General features: G+C 61.8%; 22 protein-coding genes. 9 read left to right on the forward strand and 13 right to left on the reverse strand.

Features of this window, described 5'->3' with window-relative positions; genetic code table 11:
- Nucleotides 1-439 precede the first annotated feature (439 nt).
- The 7 genes from prfB to AW06_RS02670 all read left to right on the forward strand — a co-directional run bounded on the left by prfB (nucleotide 440) and on the right by AW06_RS02670 (nucleotide 8,717).
- Nucleotides 440-1,544 (forward strand): peptide chain release factor 2 gene (gene prfB / locus AW06_RS02640; RefSeq protein WP_138679046.1). Its coding sequence is split into 2 segments (ribosomal slippage): nucleotides 440-520 and nucleotides 522-1,544, totalling 1,104 coding nucleotides; the frame shifts between segments, so codons are not numbered across the junction.
- A gap of 226 nt (nucleotides 1,545-1,770) precedes the next feature.
- Complete coding sequence (gene lysS / locus AW06_RS02645) at nucleotides 1,771-3,285, forward strand: lysine--tRNA ligase (RefSeq protein ID WP_034945165.1); 1,515 nt, start codon at nucleotides 1,771-1,773, stop codon at nucleotides 3,283-3,285.
- 46 nt (nucleotides 3,286-3,331) lie between these two features.
- Nucleotides 3,332-4,549 carry an FAD-dependent 5-carboxymethylaminomethyl-2-thiouridine(34) oxidoreductase MnmC gene (gene mnmC / locus AW06_RS02650; protein WP_273704321.1) on the forward strand — a complete coding sequence of 406 codons (1,218 nt, stop codon included), beginning with the start codon at nucleotides 3,332-3,334 and terminating at the stop codon, nucleotides 4,547-4,549.
- 101 nt (nucleotides 4,550-4,650) lie between these two features.
- A complete protein-coding gene (locus AW06_RS02655) occupies nucleotides 4,651-5,259 on the forward strand; it encodes a hypothetical protein (RefSeq protein ID WP_034945168.1) in 609 nt (202 codons plus the stop codon).
- 64 nt (nucleotides 5,260-5,323) lie between these two features.
- Nucleotides 5,324-6,604, forward strand: coding sequence for an aminotransferase class I/II-fold pyridoxal phosphate-dependent enzyme (locus AW06_RS02660; protein WP_034945171.1), 1,281 nt, complete (start codon nucleotides 5,324-5,326; stop codon nucleotides 6,602-6,604).
- A 93-nt stretch (nucleotides 6,605-6,697) separates the two neighbouring features.
- Entirely contained in the window at nucleotides 6,698-7,609 is a 912-nt protein-coding gene (locus AW06_RS19765; protein WP_273704322.1) for a GGDEF domain-containing protein, read from the forward strand.
- A gap of 202 nt (nucleotides 7,610-7,811) precedes the next feature.
- The gene (locus tag AW06_RS02670; RefSeq protein ID WP_034945174.1) at nucleotides 7,812-8,717 is read left to right on the forward strand and encodes a sensor domain-containing diguanylate cyclase; all 906 of its coding nucleotides are present in this window, start codon (nucleotides 7,812-7,814) and stop codon (nucleotides 8,715-8,717) included.
- A 43-nt stretch (nucleotides 8,718-8,760) separates the two neighbouring features.
- Here the strand turns inward: AW06_RS02670 and zapE are convergent, their stop codons facing one another.
- From zapE to AW06_RS02705, 7 genes are all read right to left on the reverse strand, one after another.
- On the reverse strand, nucleotides 8,761-9,873 hold the full coding sequence (zapE, locus tag AW06_RS02675; RefSeq protein ID WP_034945241.1) for a cell division protein ZapE: 1,113 nt from the start codon (nucleotides 9,871-9,873) through the stop codon (nucleotides 8,761-8,763).
- Nucleotides 9,874-9,985: 112 nt separating this feature from the next.
- Nucleotides 9,986-10,789 (reverse strand): 5-oxoprolinase subunit PxpA, encoded by an 804-nt coding sequence (locus AW06_RS02680; protein ID WP_034945177.1) that lies wholly within the window; start codon nucleotides 10,787-10,789, stop codon nucleotides 9,986-9,988.
- The gene (locus AW06_RS02685) at nucleotides 10,786-11,877 is read right to left on the reverse strand and encodes a biotin-dependent carboxyltransferase family protein (RefSeq protein WP_273704323.1); all 1,092 of its coding nucleotides are present in this window, start codon (nucleotides 11,875-11,877) and stop codon (nucleotides 10,786-10,788) included. The genes AW06_RS02680 and AW06_RS02685 overlap by 4 nt, the downstream gene beginning before the upstream one ends.
- Entirely contained in the window at nucleotides 11,874-12,656 is a 783-nt protein-coding gene (pxpB, locus tag AW06_RS02690) for a 5-oxoprolinase subunit PxpB (protein ID WP_034945180.1), read from the reverse strand. Before pxpB ends, AW06_RS02685 begins: the two co-directional genes overlap by 4 nt.
- A gap of 54 nt (nucleotides 12,657-12,710) precedes the next feature.
- Nucleotides 12,711-13,154: a 6-carboxytetrahydropterin synthase QueD gene (queD, locus tag AW06_RS02695; protein WP_034945182.1), complete on the reverse strand. Its 444-nt coding sequence runs from the start codon at nucleotides 13,152-13,154 to the stop codon at nucleotides 12,711-12,713.
- Nucleotides 13,155-13,298: 144 nt separating this feature from the next.
- On the reverse strand, nucleotides 13,299-14,537 hold the full coding sequence (locus tag AW06_RS02700; RefSeq protein WP_034945185.1) for an HD-GYP domain-containing protein: 1,239 nt from the start codon (nucleotides 14,535-14,537) through the stop codon (nucleotides 13,299-13,301).
- Nucleotides 14,538-14,569: 32 nt separating this feature from the next.
- The gene (locus AW06_RS02705) at nucleotides 14,570-15,184 is read right to left on the reverse strand and encodes an ATP-binding protein (protein WP_034945189.1); all 615 of its coding nucleotides are present in this window, start codon (nucleotides 15,182-15,184) and stop codon (nucleotides 14,570-14,572) included.
- 365 nt (nucleotides 15,185-15,549) lie between these two features.
- Here AW06_RS02705 and AW06_RS02710 point away from each other — a divergent pair, with 365 nt between their 5' ends.
- Both AW06_RS02710 and AW06_RS02715 read left to right on the forward strand, forming a co-directional pair.
- The gene (locus AW06_RS02710) at nucleotides 15,550-17,160 is read left to right on the forward strand and encodes a PAS domain-containing methyl-accepting chemotaxis protein (RefSeq protein ID WP_273704324.1); all 1,611 of its coding nucleotides are present in this window, start codon (nucleotides 15,550-15,552) and stop codon (nucleotides 17,158-17,160) included.
- 340 nt (nucleotides 17,161-17,500) lie between these two features.
- Nucleotides 17,501-18,112, forward strand: a complete 612-nt coding sequence (locus AW06_RS02715; protein WP_034945195.1) for an NUDIX domain-containing protein — start codon at nucleotides 17,501-17,503, stop codon at nucleotides 18,110-18,112.
- 37 nt (nucleotides 18,113-18,149) lie between these two features.
- Here the strand turns inward: AW06_RS02715 and AW06_RS02720 are convergent, their stop codons facing one another.
- From AW06_RS02720 to AW06_RS02745, 6 genes are all read right to left on the reverse strand, one after another.
- Entirely contained in the window at nucleotides 18,150-18,641 is a 492-nt protein-coding gene (locus AW06_RS02720; RefSeq protein ID WP_034945198.1) for a low molecular weight protein-tyrosine-phosphatase, read from the reverse strand.
- 81 nt (nucleotides 18,642-18,722) lie between these two features.
- A complete protein-coding gene (gene def, locus AW06_RS02725) occupies nucleotides 18,723-19,256 on the reverse strand; it encodes a peptide deformylase (RefSeq protein ID WP_034945201.1) in 534 nt (177 codons plus the stop codon).
- Nucleotides 19,249-19,992 (reverse strand): S-methyl-5'-thioinosine phosphorylase, encoded by a 744-nt coding sequence (locus AW06_RS02730; RefSeq protein WP_034945205.1) that lies wholly within the window; start codon nucleotides 19,990-19,992, stop codon nucleotides 19,249-19,251. Before AW06_RS02730 ends, def begins: the two co-directional genes overlap by 8 nt.
- A gap of 1 nt (nucleotide 19,993) precedes the next feature.
- Entirely contained in the window at nucleotides 19,994-20,542 is a 549-nt protein-coding gene (locus AW06_RS02735) for a hypoxanthine-guanine phosphoribosyltransferase (RefSeq protein WP_034945247.1), read from the reverse strand.
- Nucleotides 20,543-20,618: 76 nt separating this feature from the next.
- Nucleotides 20,619-22,640 (reverse strand): NAD-dependent DNA ligase LigA, encoded by a 2,022-nt coding sequence (ligA, locus tag AW06_RS02740; RefSeq protein WP_034945250.1) that lies wholly within the window; start codon nucleotides 22,638-22,640, stop codon nucleotides 20,619-20,621.
- A 16-nt stretch (nucleotides 22,641-22,656) separates the two neighbouring features.
- Nucleotides 22,657-23,850 (reverse strand): cell division protein ZipA C-terminal FtsZ-binding domain-containing protein, encoded by a 1,194-nt coding sequence (locus AW06_RS02745; RefSeq protein ID WP_138678341.1) that lies wholly within the window; start codon nucleotides 23,848-23,850, stop codon nucleotides 22,657-22,659.
- Nucleotides 23,851-23,853 lie beyond the last annotated feature (3 nt).

The raw sequence follows: 23,853 nt of genomic DNA on the forward strand, positions 1-23,853 counted from the left end.
CTTGCGTTCCTGCGCCAGTGGGTCCTCAACCTCCTGTGCACCGCGCCCTTGAAACGCAAGGGCGGTCTTCAGGTGCAGCGCCTCATCGCCGCGACTTCCGACAGCTTCCGGGCGCAAATCTTGGGGCTTGTATAAGATTCATGCGATTGCCCTGGGGGAAACGGTGGAAATGGGCTGGGCACCTGAAAAATCATCGATACTTCGATCAAGTTCGAGGTAAACACTATAACACACTGTTTACCAGAATTATTTTTAGAATAGCCGGAGTTTCCCTCAAGCTTCACCGCCAAAGTCCGCCAATCTTCGCACGCCAACCTACGCCAACAGCTGCTTTGCGTGGCTTTGAAATGAGAACTGCTGGATCCCCGCCTGCCTGCCCGGTTCGGCACGCCGCACGTATATAATGCGCAGTTCATTCATCAAGCAAGCAGGGTCCATCATGGAAGCCGAACAGCTCAACCTCATCGAAAACCGGCTCGCCGACCTCGGTCAGCGGGCCACCGAACTGCGGAGGTATCTTTGACTACGATCAGAAAGCTGATCAGTTAAAGGCCGTTGCGCGCGAATTCGAGGATCCGAAGGTCTGGGACAACGCCGAGCGCGCGCAGGAACTCGGACGCGAGAAACGCGTGCTGGAAAACGTCGTGCTGACGCTGAGCCGCATCGGCGATGGCCTGCGCGACGCCAGCGACCTCTTCGAGATGGCGCGCGAGGAGGATGACGACGACACGCTGAACGCGGTCATTGCAGATGTCGACTCCATCGAGAAGGAGGTCTCCGGCCTCGAATTCCGGCGCATGTTCAACAACCCTGCCGACCCGCTCAACTGCTTCGTCGACATCCAGGCCGGCGCCGGCGGTACCGAAGCGCAGGACTGGGCGGCGATGCTGCTGCGCATGTACATCCGCTACGGCGAACGCAAGGGCTACGCGGTCGAAGTGCTCGAGGAATCGGAAGGCGAAGTCGCCGGCATCAAGACGGCCAGCATCAAGCTCTCCGGCGACTACGCTTACGGCATGCTTCGTTCGGAAACCGGCATCCATCGACTGGTCCGCAAGTCACCCTTTGATTCGAATGCGCGCCGCCACACCAGTTTCTGCTCGGTGACCGCCTACCCCGAAATCGACGACTCCTTCGAAGTCGACATCAACCCGGCCGATCTGCGCATCGATACCTATCGCGCTTCCGGCGCCGGTGGTCAGCACATCAACAAGACCGACTCGGCGGTGCGCATCACGCATCTGCCAACGAACATCGTCGTGCAGTGCCAGAATGACCGTTCGCAGCATCGCAACCGTGCCGAGGCAATGGCGATGTTGAAGTCGCGCATCTACGAAGCCGAGATGCGCAAGCGCCAGGCCGAGCAGCAAAAGCTCGAAGACGCCAAGTCCGACATCGGCTGGGGTCACCAGATCCGTTCCTATGTGCTCGACCAGTCGCGAATCAAGGACTTGCGCACCAACGTCGAAGTCGGCAATACCCAGAGCGTGCTCGACGGCGACCTCGACCAGTTCATTGAAGCCAGCCTGAAACAGGGCGTCTGAACCCGTATGCCTAACCTGCTCAAGCACCAACAGTCATGACTTTTCCAGGCCCCTGCGACCATTAAAATCATGATCGCTGCTCTCTCCCACGGCACGCGCTGCATCGCAGGCCGGCCGCGGCGGCTCCGAGGAGTACTCGCGAAACCTCGTCTTCGCCCCCGCGAGTGGGGCGTGGTGACTCGTGAGTCGCTGAAGCCACTTCCACATTAGAAACGAAACTCCCATCATGTCCACGACCGAAAACCTCCCCGATCTTTCGCCGCAGCCGGACGAAAACCACATCATTGCCGATCGTCGTGCCAAGCTTGGCGAATGGCGGCAGAGCGGCCAGGCCTTCCCGAACGACTTTGCGCGCGAAAATACCGCCGGCAAGATCAGCGATGTCTACGACAGCAAAACGCTTGAAGAACTCGCGGCAGTGCCGGTCACCGTCCGGATCGCCGGGCGCATCATGCTCAAACGGGTGATGGGAAAAGCTTCATTCATCACCGTTCAGGATTTCTCCGGCCGCATCCAGGCTTATGTCAGCCGTGACCAGGTTGGCGATGAAATCTATGCGGCGTTCAAGCGATGGGATATGGGGGACATCGTCGGGGCCGTCGGCACGCTGTTTCGCACCCGCACCGGTGAGCTGACCGTGCAGTGCACGGAAATCCGGTTGCTCTCGAAATCTCTGCGACCGCTGCCGGAAAAGTTCCACGGCCTGACCGACCAGGAACTGAAATACCGCATGCGCTACGTCGACCTGATCACCAACGAGCAATCCCGCTTCACCTTCGCCGTCCGCAGCCGCATCGTGCAGTCGATCCGCAACTTCATGATCGATCACGGCTTCCTCGAAGTCGAGACGCCGATGATGCATCCGATCCCCGGCGGCGCAACCGCGCGCCCCTTCGCGACACATCATAACGCGCTCGACATGCCGCTGTTCCTGCGCATCGCGCCGGAGTTATACCTCAAGCGTCTCGTTGTCGGCGGCCTTGAAAAGGTTTTCGAAGTTAACCGCAACTTCCGCAACGAAGGGCTCAGCCCGCGCCACAACCCCGAATTCACGATGATGGAATTCTATGAGGCGTACTCCGAGTACCGCCAGTTGATGGACTTCACCGAAGGACTACTGCGCCACAGCGCACGCGCGGTGCTGGCCAGCGAAGTGTTCGAATATCAGGGGCGCAGCATCGACTTCGCCAAGCCCTTTGCCCGTCTGACGATCATCCAAGCGATCCGCCAGTTCCATCCCGGCTTCAGCATCGCCCAACTTGGCGACGCCGCCTGGTTGCGTGCAAAACTGACGGCGATGAAGGTCGAGGTCGGTGCGGAATCCGGGCTCGGTGCGCTGCAACTGAAGCTCTTCGAGGAGACTGCCGAAGCTGATCTCTGGGACCCGACCTTCATCATCGATTACCCGGCCGAGGTCAGTCCGCTGGCGCGCCGTAGCGACAGCAATCCCGAGGTCGCTGAGCGTTTCGAGTTGTTCATCGCCGGCCGCGAGATCGCCAACGGCTTCTCCGAGTTGAACGACCCCGAAGACCAGGCGGCACGCTTCCTCGAACAGGCGCAAGCCAAGGAGGCCGGTGACGAGGAAGCGATGTACTACGACGCCGACTACATCCGCGCTCTTGAATACGGACTGCCGCCGACCGCTGGCTGCGGCGTCGGCATCGACCGGCTGGTGATGCTGCTGACCGACTCGGCAAACATTCGTGACGTGATCCTCTTCCCGCAGATGCGGCCGGAGTAGGCAACTGCAGCAAGCCAGAACACACATTGACCGGCACTCCCAGTGCATGCCACAGCACGCAATCGTCATTGGTGCCGGTCTGGCCGGCAGTAGCGCCGCCGAACGCTTGGCGGCACGCGGCTGGACGATCGATCTGATCGAGCGCGCCGCGGCACCTGGCGAGGGCGCTTCGGGTAATCTTGCCGGCGTCCTGCGCCCGCTGCCCTCGGTCGACGATAACCGCCTGGCACGACTGACGCGGGCCGGTTTCGTCCACGCCTGTGCGCATCTCCAGTCGCTGACTGCCGCCGGTCTGCCGCTGCTCTGGGGCCGCACCGGCGTGCTGCATCTGGCGCGGGACGACAAACACGCCGCGACACAGCAGCGGGTGGTCGAGATCCAGCAGCCTGCAGCCGATGAACTGCGCTTTGTCGACCGTGACGAAGCCAGCCAGTTGGCCGGCTGGCCGGTTGCCAAGGGCGGCTGGTGGTTCCCCGGTGGTGGCTGGGTCGATCCCGCTTCGCTTTGTCGGGCCAACCTGGCTCGCCAGGCGACGGCGATCCAGTCGCACTTTCGATGCCAGGTCGCAGAAATCAGACGGCAGTCAGGTCTCTGGCAAACTTGCGACGCCGCTGGCAAGCTCATCGCCGCCGCACCGGTGTTGATTCTGGCCAACGCAGCGGCTACCCGATGCTTTTCACCCGCCGCGCATCTGCCGCTACGCGCTGCGCGCGGGCAGGTTTCGCATCTGCCGGCCGAGACGGCTTCGCCGCCGGCCATCGTCGTCTGCCGCCTCGGCTACGTGACGCCGGCCATCGAAGGTCTGCGCTGCGCCGGTGCGACCTTCTGCGTCGACAACCAGGAAAGTGCACTGCGCCAGGCCGACCATGCCGAAAACCTGGCCAAACTCGATTTCATCCTGCCAGGCTACAGCCAGGGCATCGACCCGGCTCAACTCGGCGGCCGCGTCGGCTTCCGCCCGCTGTCGCCGGATCGGCTGCCGATGATCGGCGCGCTCGCCGACGCCACCGCCATCGATCCGGCGCGCCCGTCGTTGCCGCTCGCCGCCATGCCGCGTCTACCAGGACTCTACCTGATCAACGGCTTTGGCGCCCGTGGCATCGTCTGGTCGGCGCTCGCTGGCGAATTGCTGGCCTGCCTGATCACCGGTGCGCCACTGCCGCTTGCCGACGACCTGGTTAGCGCCGTCGATCCCGGTCGCTTCCTGTTGCGTGGCCGCAGCCAGCGGTGGCACAGCGACGCCGCGCCGCGTATCGACGGGTGACTTTTGCGCCAAGCCTGACCGTAAACGTTGCGCAGTGCTCTTCCTCCATGGCTGCCCGCAAAGCGTTACACTGAGATTTTTATTTCCAGGAAATCCAGGGTATGGAAAACCAGTCCACAAGCACCCACCCGATGATTCTCGTTGCCGCAGCCTCGGTCACCCTGTTCAGCCTCACCGGCGTCGCGGCGCTGCTCGGCTGGCTGCCGAGCCCCATGGCACCGCAAGTGGCAAGCGCACCGACGCCGACCTCCATCGCCGTACCCGCGGAAAAGGCTGCGACGCTGAACATCCCTGCCGGCTCTAGGGTCACGGTGCATACCGTCAGCGAAGCTCCTGCAAGCCAGGCAAGCAAGCATGTCGCCACTCGACCGAGCAAGGCAGTTGTCAACCAGGGGCGATCCCTCGCGCGATCCACTGCGTCTTTCAGCTCCGACTACGCTAGCCGTGGCACCAGGCCGATAGCGAACGACCCGCAACAGGAGAACGCGCTTTACGTCGACCACAGCCGACATGCTGTTGGTGTCTGCCGGGACTGCGGTACCATTATTGACGTACGCGAGGTGACGAAAAGGGGACGCGTCAGTCCGCAGTACCAGGTCACGGTTCGCCTCAACGATGGCAGCATGCGCACCGTCAACGAATCGCAAGCGCCGCTGTGGCGCAGCGGCGACCGCGTGCGCATCGGCAATGGACAGTTCCCAGGCATCTAGGTGGGCCATCCGAGATGCTAAGATTGACCCTTGCCCAAGCACCAACCCTCCAGGGAGAACCTGCATGAAACTAGAAACGCTCGCCGTCCACGCCGGCTACAGTCCCGAACCGACGACCAAGGCGGTCGCCGTACCGATTTACCAGACCAGCTCGTATTCCTTCGACAGCACCCAGCATGGTGCCGACCTGTTCGATCTCAAGGTGGCCGGCAACATCTACACGCGCATCATGAATCCGACCCAGGATGTCCTCGAAAAGCGCGTTGCCGCGATGGAAGGCGGCATCGGCGGACTGGCGCTGGCATCGGGCCAGGCGGCGATCACCTACGCGATCATGACCATCGCCGAAGCCGGTGACAATATCGTCTCGGCAGCAACACTTTATGGTGGTACCTACAATCTTTTCGCACACACCCTGCCACAGTACGGCATCGAGGTGCGCTTTGCCAACCACGCCGAGCCGTCCAGTTTCGAAAAACTCATCAACGGCAAGACCAAGGCCATTTATTGCGAGTCGGTTGGCAATCCGCTTGGCAATATCACCGACTTCGAGCCGCTCGCCGAGATTGCGCACCGCCATGGTCTGCCCCTGATTGTTGACAACACGGTTCCTTCGCCCTATCTGTGCCGTCCCTTCGAGCACGGCGCCGACATCGTCGTTCACTCGCTGACCAAGTATATCGGCGGTCATGGTAACTCGATCGGCGGCATGATCGTCGATAGCGGGCGCTTTCCCTGGGCTGAGCACAAGATGAAATTCAGGCGCCTCAACGAGCCGGATGTCTCCTACCACGGAGTGATATACACCGAAGCCCTGGGTCCGGCGGCCTTCATTGGTCGTGCACGCGTCGTGCCGCTGCGCAATATGGGTGCCGCCATCTCGCCGTTCAACAGCTTCCTGATTCTCCAGGGCATTGAGACGCTGCCGCTACGCATGGACCGCATCTGCGCCAACACCGAAAAGATCGCCGCCTACCTGCGGGGCCACGCCAAGGTAGCGTGGGTCAATTACGCCGGCCTGCCGGATCATCCGGACCACCCACTGGTCCAGAAATACATGGACGGCAAGGCTTCCGGGATTCTCACCTTTGGTGTCAAGGGCGACGGCTGCAGCGGCTCGGAGGCGGGCGCGCGATTTCAGGATGCGCTGCAGTTGTTTACCCGGCTGGTCAACATCGGCGACGCCAAGTCACTCGCCTGTCACCCGGCATCGACCACGCACCGCCAACTGGCCCCGGCAGAACTGGCCAAGGCGGGCGTCTCCGAGGAAATGGTTCGCCTTTCGATCGGCATCGAACATGTCGACGATCTGATCAATGACCTGGAGCAGGCACTGGCCGCCTGACGGAAGCCCTGAGATACAATGGCCTTACGACGAGCGCAGGGCAAGGTTTTGGGCTAACATGCGGTTATCGTTGTGTGCAGGTAATGCTTACAGATGTTCAGTAGCCCACCCCTTCCGCCGTTCGTCGACCTGCGTGCCGATGATGTCGAAATCGGAAATTACGCAACGCTGCTCGACAGCCTCGACATTGCCCTGCTGGTCTTCTCGCCTGATGGCTCACTGCATTTGCGCAACAATCAGGCCGCCACTCTGCTTGGCGATACACCGGTGGTATGGGAAGACGAGAATGGTCAGCCGCTGGCCGTCGACCACCGCCTCGAAATGGAGGTGGCACAGACGCGGCAGGCCATTCTTCATCGGGCCATCGGCATCCGAAAGACCGTATCGGGTGCCACGGCCTGGTGCAAGGCCGGAGCCTTTCCGGTGTTCGCCGACGACGGCAGTCTGCGACGTATCCTCCTGGCCCTGGCCAAACTGACCCCCTATAGCCATCTGGCAAGCGAAAGTCGGCCCATGCCGACACACGACCTGCTCACCGGGGTTTTCAACCAACGCTATATCAGGCTGTTGCTCGACGACGAGGATCGCCGCGCCCGACGTTACGGAACCCCTTTTGCCCTGGCGCTGATAGCCCTCGATGGCTTTGCCGATTTCTGCGCGGCGAATGGACGGGAAGCCGGCGAACAGGTACTTGCCGAGGTGGGTTCCCTGTTGGGCAAGAGTCTGCGTGGCTTCGACATGGTTGGCCGCTTTGGTTCCGATCAGTTCCTTTTGATTCTGCCCAATGTTTGCATCCACGATGCGATGCTCGGCCTGGAACGTGTCCGTGAAACAGTCGAGGCGACCTATTCGCGTCACGTCAGGCTGCCGTGGACGATCAGCGGTGGCGTTACCGAATACAGCGGCGAAGATTCAGCGACACTGATCGAGCATCTGCGACCACTGCTGATCGCGGCGCAAGAATCCGGCGGCAACCGGCTCTGCGTAGACCCGGAGATTTTATAGGCTTTACCCGGCCAGGCGCACTGGTCAACAGGCGATGCGCTGTTGATCACCCTGATCGACGACCTGGGACATGCACTGGCGACTGCTGGATGGTTTTCCTGACCCATCCGAAGCGCTCTTAATATCAATGGTTTCACGACGAGCGCAGGGCGGGATTTTGGGCTAACATGCAGACATCGTTCTTTCCCGGTGATGCCCGCAGATGTCCAGTAGCCCACCCCTCCTGCCACCCGTCGACCTGCGTGCCGATGATGTCGAAATCGGAAACTACGCGACACTGCTCGACAGTCTCGACATTGCCCTGCTGGTCTTCTCTGCCGACGGTTCCCTGCAGCTGCGCAACACTCAAGCCGCCACCCTGCTTGGCGATACACCGGTCGTATGGGAAGATGAGAACGGCCAGCCACTGGCTGTCGACCAGCGCCCTGAAAGGGAGGTGGTACAGACGCGGCAGGTCATTCGGCATCGGGCCATCGGTATCCGGAAGGCTGCGTCCGGTGCCACCGACTGGTACCGGGCCAGTGCCTTTCCGGTATTCGCCGATGATGGCAGTCTGCGACGTGTCCTCCTGGCCCTGGCCAATCTGACCCGTGACCGTCAGTTGGCAAGCCAGTCCATGCCGACACACGACCCACTCACCGGGGTCTTCAATCAAGGCTATATCAGACTGCTGCTCGACGATGAGGATCGCCGTGCTCGCCGTTACGGTACCCCTTTTTCCCTGGCGTTGATCACCATTGATGACTTCGCCGATTTCTGTGCAGCGAATGGACGGGAAGCCGGTGATCGCCTGCTCGCCGAGGTCGGTTCACTGTTGGGCAGGAATCTGCGCGAGTTCGACATGGTGGGCCGCTTTGCTTCCGATCAGTTCCTGTTGATTCTGCCCAATGTGCGCATCAATGATGCGATGATCGGTCTGGAGCGCGTACTCGCGGCGGTCGAGGCGACCTATGCGCACCACACCAGGGCGCCACTGACGATCAGTGGCGGGGTCACCGAATACAGCGGCGAAGATTCATCGATATTGATCGAGCACCTGAAGCCACTGCTCAGCGCAGCGCAGGAAGCCGGAGGTAATCGGCTCTGTGTGGATCTGGAGATCTTCTAGGCTTTACTTCTGGCCAGCCGCACTGGCCGCCAGGCACTGTTGATCACGACAGATGCGGCAAGCCGAGATACGCGCGTGAACGCATTTCGGTCAGACGACTGGCGGTGCGGCAGAACTCGCTGGCCTGCGTGCCCTGCGTGTACAACCCGTCCGGGCCACAATCGGCGGTGGCAATCAGCTTGACCTTGTGATCGTAGAAGATGTCGACCAGCCAGGTAAAACGCCGTGCCTCCGATGACATGCTCGCCGACATCCTGGGAATCGCCGAAAGCAGTACCGTATGATAGCCGCGCGCCAGTTCGAGGTAGTCGTTTTGCGAACGCGGCCCACCGCACAGTGACTTGAAATCGAACCAGATCACGCCGTTGCCACGGCGCTGTGTTGGAATATTGCGCCCGAGGATCTCGATGGTGCCACCCGGTTCGCCTTCGCCGTCGGCCATGGCGGCAAAATACCCGGCCATCTTCTGCTCGGCCGCGGCGTCGGCCGGGTAATGAAAGATCTCGACCTGCTCGAGCGTTCGTAGCCGATAATCGACCCCGGCATCGATTTCGAGCACGTCCAGCCGCGACTTGAGCAGGGCAATTGTCGGCAGAAAGTTGTCGCGCTGCAGGCCATTCGGATAGAGCCTGTCGGGTGGGTAATTGGAAGTCATCACGAATACCACCCCGTGGGCAAAGAGCGCTTCGAGCAAGCGGCCGAGGATCATCGCATCGGCGATGTCGGAAACGTGAAACTCGTCGAAGCAGAGCAGCCGCACGTCTGTAGCGATGCGCTCGGCCAGCCGCAGCAGCGGATCGTTCTCGCCCTTGAGTTCGTTCAACTGCCGATGCACCCCGTGCATGAAGGCGTGGAAATGAATCCGGCGCTTGCGACGATATGGCACCGCGTCGAAAAAGCAGTCCATCAGGAAGCTCTTGCCGCGTCCGACGCCGCCCCAGAAATAGACGCCACGCGGCACTTCCGGCGGTGCGAAGAGACGCCGCAAGGTGCTGCGACGCCCGACCTTGAACGACAGCAGCTCATAATAAAGGCGCTGCAAGCGTTCGGCGGCTGCGCGTTGCGCGGCGTCGGCCTGAAAATTGCGCGCCGCGAGCAGGCCCTCGTAGGCATCGATCATTCCCCGCTCGGGGACTTTGAGAACTCTGTGAGGCATCGGCGTCTTTCCGCTATCCGAGGGGGGGCTCTCGCGTTTGTCGGGCAGCAAGCGGGGCAGGCCAGGATCGCAAGCGCTGCCACGCCCTACCTTCACCAACGATGCCGGCATTCTAAACCATTGCTGGCGAAACGTCAGACGCGGACTTGAGCACTTCCGGAAGCTTCACCAGGTCGATACCGGCGTTCAGCAGTGCGGTACGGATGGCGGTCGCTGCGGCCACTGCCTGCGGGCCGTCGCCGTGCACGCAGATGCTGTGAAACTCGGTGCGGATCATCTGGCCGCTCAGGCTGACGATTCCGTCTGCGTCGAGCATGCGCAGGACCTGCTCGACGCAAGCGTCGGCGCTGTGGAGAACGGCATCGGGCTGGCTGCGCGGCACGAGTTTGCCGGCGTCGGTGTAACTGCGGTCGGCAAAGACTTCGGCGACGACTTTCAGGCCCGCGGCTGCACCCGCCAGCAAAAGCTGCGAAAGCACTGGCGCGAGCAGTATCAGCGCAGGATCGAAGCTCTTGATCGCGGCCACGACGCTGCCCGCCAGCGCCGCATTCTCACAGGCCATATTGTTCAGCGCACCATGCGGCTTGACATGCGTCAGCCGCCCGCCTTCGGCTTGTGCAATGCCGGCAAGGGCGCCGATCTGGTAGATCAGCATCGCTTCGAGTTCTGCGGCCGGAAGTTGCATCGCTCGCCGGCCGAAACCCTGCAGGTCAGGAAACGATGGATGTGCGCCAAGGCTGACGCCGGCAGCCAGTGCCTGTCGGACCGTGCGGCGCATCACCAGCGGATCGCCGGCATGGAAACCACAGGCGATGTTGGCCGCACCGATGATGCGCAGCAGTTCATCATCGCGGCCCATTTCCCAGACCCCGAAGCTTTCGCCGAGGTCAGCGTTGAGATTGATCCTGCGGGTCATCCTCTCTCCCACCGTGAAGACGGTGAATCCTGTACAGGCGTCGCCGTCCGGGCCACCGGATCCTCCTCTCGGGCATCGACAACACCACTGACCAGATTGGCGGCATAAATCGCCTGCAGATCAGGCATCCCCACTTCCACCAGCGGCCCGATGCCGGCGATCAGTGCGTGCAGGGCTGCCGCGCGAGCGCGCGCCGCTCGTTCGGCATCCGCGACCGAAACGGCAGCAAAGCGGATGCACTGTCCCGGTGCCAGCACGGCCAGACGCGGCAGATCAGCCGAGATCACCGTGGCGATCTTCGGATAACCGCCAGCGGTATGGCCATCGGCGAGCAACACGATCGGCTGTCCCTGGCCCGGCACCTGAATCGATCCTGGCACAGTCGCGTCCGAAGTAATCTCGAAGCCTTTCTCGGGGCGATGTCTGAGCACCGGACCCTCCAGACGCATGCCCATGCGATCGGCCGCTGCGGAAATCTGGTAAGCCTCGCCCAGGAAGCAGGCTAGCGACGCCGCAGTGAAGTAATCCTCCTGCGGTCCGGGAACGACGCGAATCGGCGCCGCGTCCAGCGGCGGCAAGGTCCGCAGCATCTGTTGGCCGGCCCTGCCCTGGCCGACCGGCAGGCGGACTCCGGGCGACAAGCAGCGACCGTCGAGGCCACCGAGGCCGGCGGGCGCATACGTCGATGCGCTGCCGAGTTGTTTCGGGATGCTGATCCCGGCTAGCGCGAGGTAGCCGACCCGGCCCGGTGACAGCATGCCACAACGCAGGGTCTCGCCGGGCGAAAGCGTCACACTGCGCCAGGAGTCGAGGCGACGACAGCCGTCGGCGCCGATTACTGCAGCCGAAAAATTTCCGGCCAGCGCGAGCTGCACCGGTGAGTCGAGCGTACGCACTGCCAAACCGCCGACAAGGAATTCGATCGCCGGGGTATCTTCGTCATTGCCAAGCAAGGCATTGGCCAGGCGCAGCCAGTCCGGTTGCAGTGCACCGGCGCGCGGTACGCCAAGCCGACGGAACCCTGGTCGGCCAAGATCCTGGAGCGAAGCCAGTGCGCCGGGTCTGACGATTTCGAGAAACGCATTCATCGCTCGGTTTGGCCATCGGCCAGAAAAGCCTGCGGCGGCTGCGCTGCCGCGCGCAACTTTGGCATTTCCGCGCGTAGCAAGCGATACTCGCTGGCGGCAACCGCCCGGAAGCGTACCCGGTCACCAGGCAGGAGCAGCGCCGCCTGTGGCCAGTTCACCGAAAACAGCGGCACCGGGCAGGTGCCCAGCAGGTGCCAGCCACCGGGGCTTTCCCAAGGGTAGATCGCAGTCAGGGTGCCGGCTGTCGCCACACTGCCCGCTGGTACCCGCAGGCGTGGCTCGCGATGGCGCGGACGCGAGAGCAGCTCCGGCAGATCGCCCAGGAAGGCGAAACCCGGCTGGAAGCCAAGCATGTAGACCTCGTAGGTGACGGAAGCATGCCGACGAACCACCTCGGCCGGTGCCAAGCCACAAGCCTGTGCCAGTTCATCGAGATCCGGCCCGCAGGCAGCAATCTCGTCGCCGTAACACACCGGCAATTGCCATACACGTCCGCGACGCGGCCCATCCCTGGCCACCAACGATCGCAGTGCAGCATCTGCGTGTGTCGTAATGGTTGGTTCGATTTCGGCACGCGAGCACAGCAGGGGGTCATAGATGACGGTCAGCGAACGGAAGGTCGGCACCGTTTCGACGATCCCGTGCAGCTCGCCGCGGTCGATCGCCCGCGCCAGCGCTGCGTCGAGCGCCGCGACCGCGGTCAGCAGGTGCCGCTCGATGTGCTCGCCAAACTCGATGGTCAGCGCCGTATCCCCGGCGTTGAGGATGCGAAAGCTCATGCCGCCCTCTCCTTCAGATCGCCGGGCTGGCACGCATGCGCGACTCGTCCACCTCTACTCGCGAACCGCTTCCGCCCAGCAATTGGGCGTTTCGTAGAGGCGCAAGCACTCGAGACGCAAGCGCCTGCCATAACGGTCCCGATAGACCGCTTCGAGAATCGAGAAGGCTTTCTGCGCAAGGTTTTCGGCCGTTGGCACACAATCGAGCAGCACTGTCTTGTGTTCAGGCAGCGACGCCAGAAAACTCACCACTGGCAGGTCGCCGGCATAGACCAGAAAGGCATGATCCCAGGCATCGACCAGATGTGTGCAGGCCAGGGTCTTGACTTCGGAAAAATCCATCACCATGCCGTTGGCCGGGTCGCCGTCTTGGCGAATGATGTCGCCGGCAAGTGTAATCTCGATTGCATAGCGATGCCCATGCAGATGCCGACATTGACTCAGGTGGTCGGGAATGCGATGGCCGGCGTCGAATTCGAGGCGACGAGTGATCAGCATCGGAAGGGCACCGGAAAGGAACGCGCGATTATAGCACCGCCACTCCCGGTCCCTGCGGACGCAGCGACGCCTGGGGATACGATGCAGTACCGTTCGGCCAGATCCAGGCCATTTCGAGGCTGATCGGTGATGCCTTGCCTCCCATCATGCGGGCGGACCGGGCAAACCCGACCAGATCTCGCTGAGGTTGTTGAATTTCCATTTCTCAGGGTCTTCGATGTTGACGATCTTGTAGGCATCCTCCGTGTGCTCGAGGTCGATGATCGTCGGCAGGATACGTTCGTTCGAGCGTGTCGAGAAGAATGTCTTGACCTGCGGGCGGAGCAGCGAATGGCTGCCCTGCTCGATGACGACGCCGAGTCGGCCACAACTCAGGCGCACCAGCGTGCCGATCGGGTAAATGCCGATGGTCTTGACAAAAGCGTGAAAGACTCTCGGTTCGAAATGGCCCTTGGTCCATTCGGTCATCCGACGCAGTGATTCGGCCGGGCACCAGCCGGCCTTGTAGGGCCGATCCGAGGTGATCGCGTCGTAGACGTCGCAGACGGCGCCCATTTTGGCAAACAGGCTGATGTCCTCACCCTTCAGGCGTTTCGGGTAGCCGGATCCGTCGGTCTTCTCGTGGTGGTGAAGAACGACATCCAGGGCGACCGCGTCAGCGCCACTGCCCGCGAGCAATATCCGATAGCCTTTTTCCGGATGCGACTTGACGAGCGAAAACTCCGCGTCGGTCAGTTTGCCGGGCTTGTTCAGAACCGAGATCGGGATCAGAGCCTTACCGATGTCGTGCAACAGCCCCGCCATGCCGGCAGACTGCGTCTGTTGTGGATCGAGGCCAAGCTGTCTGGCGAGGGCGACCATCAACCCGCAAACGGCCACGGAATGCATGTAGGTGTAATTATCGGCAGTCTTCAGGCGTGCGATGCTGATCAGGGCGCCGGGGTTGCGGCTCATCGAGTCCGAAATCTCTGCGACCAGTCGTTGCACGCCGACGGTATCGATGGCCTTGCCCATGCGCACTTCACCAAACATCGCGGTGATGGCTTCCCGTGACTTGGTGACGATCTTGGCCGCGCGAGCGAATTCGACGTTACTGCTGACCGCTTCGGTATCGCGTTTCTCGCTGGAAGTGCTGGCCAGTTCGACCTCGACCTGGGTTGCCGTATCGGCGACCGCGACCGGCGCAACATCCGGCGCCAGATCCAGGCCCTGCGCGCAATCGATCCAGACCTCCGTGATGCTGCTCGCGCGAATGCTCGCCAGGTCCTTCGGATCGGTGATCACAAACGACGATCGCCAGAACGGATGTTCCATCCAGGAGCCGCAGAAATCCTTGAGATACATTCCCAGGGTAAGCTGTTGGACGTTGATTCGCTTGAGCATGAGGTTTCTGGAAAAGAGTGGCGACAACGACGTTATTTTGGCAGCAATAGGCGGAAAACGGCGCCCCCGTCATTATCAAGCCTGATCTCGCCCTGCTGGCCGGCGTTCTGATGCATTTCTGCAATCCGTCGGGCCAGTCGGAGACCCAGGCCGGTGCCGTTCCTGGTCACCTGTGCCGTCACGCCGGTGGCATCGTCGAGCACCTCCTGGCGATAACCGTGGCCGTCATCACGAACCAGAAACTCGAGGAAACCACTACGTTCAGCCACCTCGATGACGATGCGCGCGCGCGCATACCGCGCGGCGTTCTGCACGGCGTTGGCCAGGACCATGCGCACGACGGTTTCGTCGTAGAACCACAGCGTCGGCGCCTGCGAACAATCGAGGTCGATACGGCGGCGGCCGCGAATGCAGGTATCATCGATCAACTCTGCGGCAAGTTCGGCCGGAGCATGCGCGTCAATGTCCAGGGTGAGGGTGCCAACGTCCGATCGGTAATAGGTGAGCAGTCGTGTCAGGGCATTCGAGGCATCGATGGTTTCATGCAGAGTATCCAGGTCGCCGCGTGCCTCGGCGCGACCGGCCAGTTGAGCAAGGCGGTTTTTGACATCATGTAGCGTCAAGGCAGCGATATCGGCGAAGCTCATCAGGTGGCCTCCAGGGAGAACTTGCGCTGGACCTTGCGGCGGTGCCGGCGATCGCCTGCTGGCGACTGGTCTAGCGGGTTGCGAAGCGGCGAATCCTGGACCGCTTTGGCAAACTGCGATTTTCCAGGGTAATACGACATCAGGCAAGGCCCTCTCGTGATCATTTCCGCGCGCCATGGATCGCGGTAGGAACCCCTCGTCCGGGATCGAGTCTGCTGGCGTTTGCGGGCGAGGAATGGGCGGGATTGTTCCCCCTTCTACTCTAAATGGGCACTTGTTGTATCAGCGATACTTAGGCATGATGCACAGACATTTCAATAGCAGCCGCGCTTATTCACGCCATGAGAAACAACCAACCCGTCACCATGATTGAAACCCTCATCCCCGAAGGCGAGTTCATCTACTCGCGCACTGACCTCAAGGGGGTGATTGAGGAGGCGAATGAGGCTTTTGCCGCGATCAGTGGCTACACCCGAGAGGAGATGATCGGGCAACCACACAATATGGTTCGCCACCCGGACATGCCGGAAGCCGCATTCGCCGACCTCTGGACCGATCTCAAGGCCGGTCGCCCCTGGCGTGGTCTGGTCAAGAACCGTCGCAAGGATGGCGGCTATTATTGGGTCGTTGCGAATGCGTCGCCGGTTCGTGAAGAGGGCCGGACAGTCGGCTACCAATCGGTGCGCGCACGCCCGACACGCCAGGAAATCGCGGCAGCAGAGGAGGCCTATCGACGAATCCGCCAGGGCGATCACTCCTTGCGCATCCGGCATGGTCGGGTGGAGCGTGTGTTGCCTCGGGTGGTCAATTGGTTCGCCAGTTTGCCAACGCAAATGTCGATCATGGGCCTGCTGGCAGCACTTCTTGGAGTTCTGGAGCTTGCCGCGGGATGGATGGATGGGCGACCGCTGGAACGTGTACAAACCATTCTGTCCGCCATTGCCTTGCTTTATGCCTTGTTCTTCCTGTTCTGGGTGATACCAAGGGTATCGCGCGATCTCCAGGCAACGGCTGACTATCTCGAGTCAGTCCTGTTATCCGGCACTCTCAAAACACGTTTCGACCTTTCCCGTCGTGACATCGTCGGACGCATTGCCCGCCTGAGCGACAAGTTCATCGCTTCGGTGCAGGCCACGATTCAGGGTATGGCAGACACCGCCAAACAGGTGGACAACGCCAACAAACAGGTGCAGACCGGCGTGCAGAACGTCAAACAGTCGGCGACGGTGCAAAGCGACGCCACCTCGGCCTCGGCGGCCGCCGTCGAGGAAATGACGGTATCTATCGGAGAAGTGGCTGCGCATGCGGCCAGCACCGAGACTGCGGCCCTCAAGGCCGGCGAAGTCGCGCAATCCGGCGAGGAACTGTCGCTACGCGCCAGCCAGACCATTCTTGCACTGGCCGGAACGGTGAAGGCGTCGGCACAGCAGGTCGAGTCGCTCGGCCAGCGCTCGGAGGAAATTAGTCGCATCGTCGCCGTGATCAAGGAAGTGGCCGACCAGACCAATCTCCTGGCACTCAATGCCGCCATCGAAGCTGCACGGGCAGGTGAGGCTGGACGCGGCTTTTCGGTCGTCGCCGACGAGGTGCGCAAACTCGCTGAACGAACCGGCAAGGCAACCCACGAAATCAGCTGCATGATCAGAAGCATCCAGGACGAAACCAAACAGGCGGTAGAGTGCATGCGCAGCGGCGCGAACGAGGTCGAGGAGAGCGTTCGTCTGGTTCAGGAAGCCCGCCAGGCACTGTGTAACATCAATGAGCAGATGCAGACTACGGTGAGGATGGTGAGTGAGATTACTTATTCCTCGAGCGAGCAGCGAGCCGCCATGACCGAACTTGCACAAAATGTCGAGCGCGTTGCCTTGATGACTGAACAGAATGTGGCGGTGGCTGCCCAAACCGGAGCCATGGTCGATACGTTGACCGCAACGGTGAGCCGCATGCGCAAGGCAGTTGGGCAATATCAGGTATGAACGTCGAGTGGCCTCTGGGTGGGAATTTGGCCGAGCCGCTACCCTCTATGAGCGGTTAGATCACTGTGAAAGTCGCGTCAGCGACTCACGAATTTCCCTCCCACACGCGTGGGGGAGGGGTCGGGGGAAGATGGGGAATTCGCGGAGCCTGTTGTGCTCCGTGTCCATCAAGCGATTCCGGCGTGCAAGCCGGAATGCGCCCTGCAAGAGAGGGAAACGGTCATGACTGTCATGATCGGAGTGCCTGGCAAAGTCATGACCGTCAGTCCGACTGACTATCTGGTTGAACAGCGCGCCTGCGGCAACGCCACCCTGTGCGCGAAAATTTCAGGAGGCCGGCATGAGCGGGCAGGATGTCGAGATTATCGGGCAGGAAATTTGCTATCAGGGCTTCTTCCGGCTGGAGCGCTTGCGGCTGCGCCACCGCTTGTTTGCTGGTGGCATGAGTCCTGACATCGTGCGCGAGACCATCGAGAAGGGAGACGTCGCGGCGGTACTGCTCTATGACCCGCAGCGCGACGAAGTGGTGATGATCGAGCAATTTCGCATCGGCGCCCGCGCAGACCCGCGTGGGCCCTGGCTGCTGGAGATCGTCGCCGGTCTGATCGAAGACGGTGAGACGCCTGCGGCCGTGGCATGCCGTGAAGCAATGGAGGAGGCCGGCTGCACGGTCACTGATCTACTACCGATCAGCAGTTTCTACACCAGCCCCGCCAAAACCTCGCAGCGTACCCACCTTTACCTGGGACGCGTCGATAGCCGCAACGCCGGCGGCATCCACGGTCTGGCCCATGAGGGGGAGGACATTCGCGTCGTCTGCCTTGCTGCCGGGCAGGCAGTCGTCCTCGCAGAGCAGGGGCGCATTGACTCCGCCTGGCCACTGGTCGCACTGTGGTGGTTCGCTCGCCACCACCAGGAGGTTCGCCAGCGCTGGCTGGCCGAATCCAGGTAGTGTGGCAAGAAAAGAGGTTTCGCCTGACACGTTCCTGTCACGAGGACGAGAGCCTACGCATGTAGTCAGCCAGCAACCCGGCTGCTGCCAGCTCGCAAAGATCAAGGACCCGTTCGAATCCCGAGTCGGCACCATAATACGGATCGGGAATTTCGTTGATTCCGAGAGCTGGCGCGTAATCGAGAAAATAACCCAGCTTCAAGCGGTGTTCCTCTGGGCACTGGCGTTGCAGCGCGAACAAATTGCTCTCGTCCATTCCAAGAATCCGGTCGAAACGATCGAAATCGGTGTCGATGACCGAGCGTGCACGCAATCGGGAGAGATCGTATCCCCGCTTGGCCGCGATCCGGCGCGCCCGTGCATCCGGGGCTTCGCCGGCGTGATAATGACCATGCGTACCTGCCGAGTCGAGCTGCAGCATTGCCGCTAACCCCTGCCGCTGCGCCATCGTTCGCGTCACCGCTTCGGCGATTGGCGAACGACAGATATTGCCCATGCAGACAAAGAGAATCCGGTATGGCACGTTCATGGTTCGCCTCCTCAGCAACCATCAGTGCCGCGCGGTTTAGGCCAGACCGGCGCGCACCCTTGGCGTACCGGCGGCCGGAGGCTACTCGACGGCACCGGCACCCCCTTCTGGAAAAAGCTCGTCGACAAAACCGAAGCGGCTGAAGTCCCTGATTCGCATTGGATAGAGAATTCCGTCGAGGTGGTCGCATTCATGTTGCACCACACGAGCGTGGAAACCTGCGACGCGGCGGTCGATCACCCGACCGAACGCGTCGCAACCGGTATAGCGCAGCTGACTCCAGCGCGGTACCCAGCCACGCAGACCAGGGACCGACAGGCAACCTTCCCAGCCTTCTTCGATAGTCGGTGCAAGCGGCGTCAGTACCGGATTGATCAACACCGTCATTGGCACCTGCTCAGCATTCGGGTAGCGTGGATTGCCATCGACACTGAAAATCACCACCCGCAGACCGACACCGATCTGCGGTGCGGCCAGACCGGCACCGTCGAGTTGGCGCATGGTTTCTTCCAGATCCTTGATCAGCGCGTGCAGTTGCGGGGTGTTGAACTGTTCGACCGGTCGGGCCTTCTGCCAAAGGCGCGGATCGCCCATCCTGAGAACGGTTCTAATCATGGCTTGTCAGCATCCTCTCGATGATCGCGAATACCTGCTGCATTGCCCCCTCCAGGACTGAGAGTATGGCCTCCATGCGGATGGCTTCGCGACTGTCGCCGCGTCCCGCAGCGTAGTTGGCCACCACATTGATTGCCGCGTAGGGGATCGCCAGTTCGCGTGCCAGCACCGCTTCCGGCATGCCGGTCATGCCGACCACATCGGCGCCATCGCGTTCGAGGCGGTTGATCTCGGCGGCTGTTTCCAGACGTGGCCCCTGTGTCGCCGCATAGACCGCAGCCTCACTGACCCTGGCTCCGATCGCTGCAGCCGCGTCGACGAGCTGCCTGCGCAGAACGTGATCATAGGGCTCGGTGAAGTCGACATGCGTGACCGCACTGTGCGGTCCTTCGTGGAAGGTCGAGGAGCGTGCCCAGGTGTAATCGATGATCTGATGCGGGATCACCAGATCACCAGGACTGAGATCGGACCGAATGCTGCCGACTGCTGCCACCGCGACGATGCCGGTTGGCACGCACTCGCGCAGGGCCCAGATGTTCGCGCGATAATTCACCTGATGGGGTGGAATCGTGTGTTCGTCGCCGTGACGGGCCAGAAACACCAGCGGCCGGCCACTGAGCAGTCCAAAGGTTAGCGCTGCCGAGGGATTCCCGTAGGGCGTCGTTACCTGCCGACGCTCAGCTTCCTCTAGCCTGGTGAAGCGGGTCAGCCCGCTGCCGCCGATGATGGCCAGCATCTCAATCCTCCCGCATGGCGTAGATCGCCGGCAGGTTGCGCCAGGCACCGCGAACGTCCATGCCATAGCCGAAAAGAAAACGATCGGGAACACTCAACGCGACGAAATCGGCCTGAATCGGCTTCGTTCTGCCAATCAGCTTGTCCGCGGCGACTGCCGTGTAGCAGGTCGCGGCACCCAGCGCCAGCAGGCGATCACGAATCGCGGCCAGTGTCAGCCCTTCGTCGAGGATGTCGTCAAGAACCAGAACTGTTCTGCCGCTCAGCGCAATTTCCGGCTCGATACGCCAGGATAGCTCACTACCGCTCGTGGCCAGGCGATAACGGCTGACATGCAGGTAGTCGAAATCCAACGGGAAGTTCAGTTGCGTCAGCAAATGGCCGGCGAAGGGGAGTCCACCCTTGAGCACACACAGCAACACCGGATTGCGGTCACGCAAGCGTTCGGAGATTTCGCGGGCGACACGGCGAACAGCGGCGTCGACGGTATCGGCTGTGTGGATGAGGTCGGCCGAAGCGAGAATGGCCATGGCCTGTTGGGGTTCGATCATGGACCTTCCGAACGGGTTGGTGAAGGTGAAGCAGCGCTGCCGCCGGCGTGCCGCCAAATCCATGCCAGAAACGGATTCATTGCACCGGTTGCGCCACACTCAGCAGCCCCAGCAACTGCGCCTCGTCGATGACCGTGACCCCCAGACTCCTGGCTTTTTCGAGCTTGCTGCCGGCCTCGGCGCCGGCGACGACGAAATCGGTCTTTTTCGACACCGAGCTGCTGACTTTGCCGCCCGCAGCTTCGATCATCTGTGTGGCCGCCTCGCGAGTCAGCGTGGGTAACGCACCGGTCAGCACGAACACCTTGCCAGTGTTGTTGCTGGCGGTCGACGCCAGTACTTCGACGTCGCGCCAGACCACTCCGGCAGCACGCAATTGCTCGATGACTTCGAGGTTGTGCGGCTCACCACTGAACTGGCGGATGCTGCGTGCGACAATCGGGCCGACGTCGGGCACTCGCAGCAGATCGGCCTCGTCTGCCGCGAGCAGACGATCAAGATTGCCAAAATGACGAGCCAGATCCCGCGCCGTGGTTTCGCCGACGTTGCGGATGCCGAGCGCGTAAATGAAGCGCGCCAGCGTTGTCTGCTTGCTCTGCTCGATGGCCGACAGCAGATTGCTCGCCGACTTGTCGGCCATCCGTTCGAGATTGGCGAGTGCCAGCAAACCCAGCCGGTAGAGGTCGGCCGGGGTACGCACGATGTCGCTGTCTACGAGCTGCTCGACGAGTTTTTCACCTAGCCCTTCGATATCCATCGCCCGCCGCGAAGCAAAATGCAGCAGCGCCTGTTTGCGTTGCGCCGGGCAGTAGATGCCGCCGCTGCAGCGCGCCACCGCTTCGTCTGTGTTACGAACGACCTTCGAAGCGCATACCGGACAGCTCGTCGGCATGTTGAATTCGGGGGCCCCGGTGGGCCGTTTCTCCCACTGCACGCGCACGATTTCGGGAATCACGTCGCCGGCACGACGAACGACGACGGTATCACCGATGCGGAGATCCTTGCGCCGCACCTCTTCCTCGTTGTGCAGGGTGGCGTTGCTCACCGTCACGCCGCCGACGAATACCGGCACCAACCGCGCCACGGGTGTCAGTGCTCCGGTACGACCGACCTGGATCGAGATGCCGAGCAACTCGGTGAGCGCTTCCTCGGCCGGAAACTTGTGTGCAATCGCAAAACGCGGTGCGCGCGATGCGAAACCGAGGTGTTCCTGCGCCGCCAGATCATCGAGTTTGTAGACCACGCCATCGATATCGTAAGGCAGCAACGCGCGCTGTCCGCCGATGTGGGCATAGTAGCCGAGCAGGCCAGCAAGGCCTTTGACCCGGCGACGTTCCGGTGCGACCGGAAAACCCCATTCGGCAAGCCGGTCGAGCAATGCCGAGTGCGTTGCCGGCAAGGAGGTCCCTGCGGCCAGGCCGATGCCATAGGCAAAAAAGCGCAGCGGCCGTGTCGCCGTGATGCGCGGGTCGAGCTGACGCAGGCTGCCGGCTGCGGCATTGCGCGGGTTGACGAACGCCTTCTCCCCTTTTTCACGCTGCTGCGAGTTCAGCCGTTCGAAGTCGCTGCGCCATAACAGCACCTCACCCCGCACCTCGAGCAGCGTCGGCCAGCCACTGCCCTGCAGGTGCAGCGGGATGCTGCGCAAGGTGCGCAGATTGGCGGTGACGTCTTCGCCCGTGGCACCGTCGCCGCGCGTCGCTCCGCGCAACAGGATGCCGTTCTGGTAGGTCAGGCTGACGGCGAGGCCGTCGAACTTGGGCTCGGCCGAATAATCGAGATCGCCATGGATCGCCAGCCCTTCACCGACACGGCGGTCAAATGCGGTAACCTCTGCGTCGTCAAAGGCATTATTGAGCGATAACATCGGCGTCGCATGCACTACCGCCGCGAACTCGGGCAGCGGCGCTGCGCCGACTCTTTGAGTTGGCGAATCCGCGCTCACCAGTTCGGGGTGTGCAGCTTCCAGAGCCTGCAGCTCACGGAACAGGCAGTCGTACTCGGCGTCGCTGAGCAGCGGTGCATCAAGCACATAGTAGCGGTGATTGTGCTCCTCGATCTCGGCCCGTAAGGCCAGAGCACGCTCGCGGGCAGGCATGCGCGGTGCTTCCAATTCAGGAAAACAGGCGCAACGCCAGGGCGCCGCCAGCGGGCACCTGGCGTGTCGCCATCGCCGTCTGGTACTGCACCACCTGCCGACGAATCGGCTCGATGCTTCCCTCCGACAACGGCCGTCGGTTATCGTCGACCAGCGCGCCGTGCAGGGCATCGGCAAAGCGTCTTGCCAGTTCGACCATCTGGATCAAGACGCGATCACCGTTCGCCACACGCGGCACGTCGAGCAGGAAGGTTACTCCATGCGTCGTCAGGGCGCGCATCGATTCGGCCGAAAAGCCTTGCGTCTCCTGGTTGATGAGCACGTACAGCAGTCTGCCCTCGTCATCAAAACGGGCAAAGCGACCTTCCGAGTCGATGGTCATTCCCGCCGATTCGGCGAGTGCACGCAACTTGGTGCCCGGAAATACCTGCCCCTGACTGATCACATTGACCCCGATCTGGATATCGACACCGGCGCAGAACTCGTCGAGTTGCGACGCTATCCGCAAGGCTGGTTCGCGTAGCGGCAGTTCGGCAAAACCCATCAATTCAGTCGCGAGATCCTGCATGGCAAGATGAAAAATCGACAGGTCGCCATCGCGAACCGGGCCCTGGCGGTCGACCAGCTGCAACCCGATACGGATGTGCCGGTAGGCGCTGTCGGCGTCTTCGAGAATCGGTTCCCATTCGTGTTCCTGTTCGTTGAAACCGATCCAGTGCACGGGTTTGCCCAACCGGGCCAGAGCAACACGTTGTGCTTCACGGATCTGGTAAGCCGCTGCCGATTCGGACACCTCGATTGCAGCGATGTAATCGATCGTGGGCGATAGCAGATATAGCGGTGCTGTGACCTCCTGGAAGGTTTTGATTACCGGCCTTTCCTCGTCAGTTCGCGCTGGTTGCGCGCTTCGCTCGCTGGCCGGCAGTGCCTCGTCATCGTCAACCGGAACCGGCCTCGCCGCAGACACCACGTTCGGCTTGGTGGCCGGGTCCAGCAGCGGTTCGACCCGCCCCTGATCCGGACGGGCGGTCATTCCACCGGCATCGTCGATCGCCGAGGTCTGCTCATCGAGCAGAACATCTGCCTGGCGGGCGCTCAACAAGGACTCGGCTAGTTTGCGGTGCTTGTGCTCCTGCCATTTGTTGTAAGCCAGCACGCCAACAACGGCGGCGGCACCGAGGCCGATCAAACCCATCTGCAAGTCGGTCATATC

The organism is Candidatus Accumulibacter cognatus, assembly GCF_000584975.1.
In the GTDB taxonomy this organism is placed as follows: Bacteria; Pseudomonadota; Gammaproteobacteria; order Burkholderiales; family Rhodocyclaceae; genus Accumulibacter; species Accumulibacter cognatus.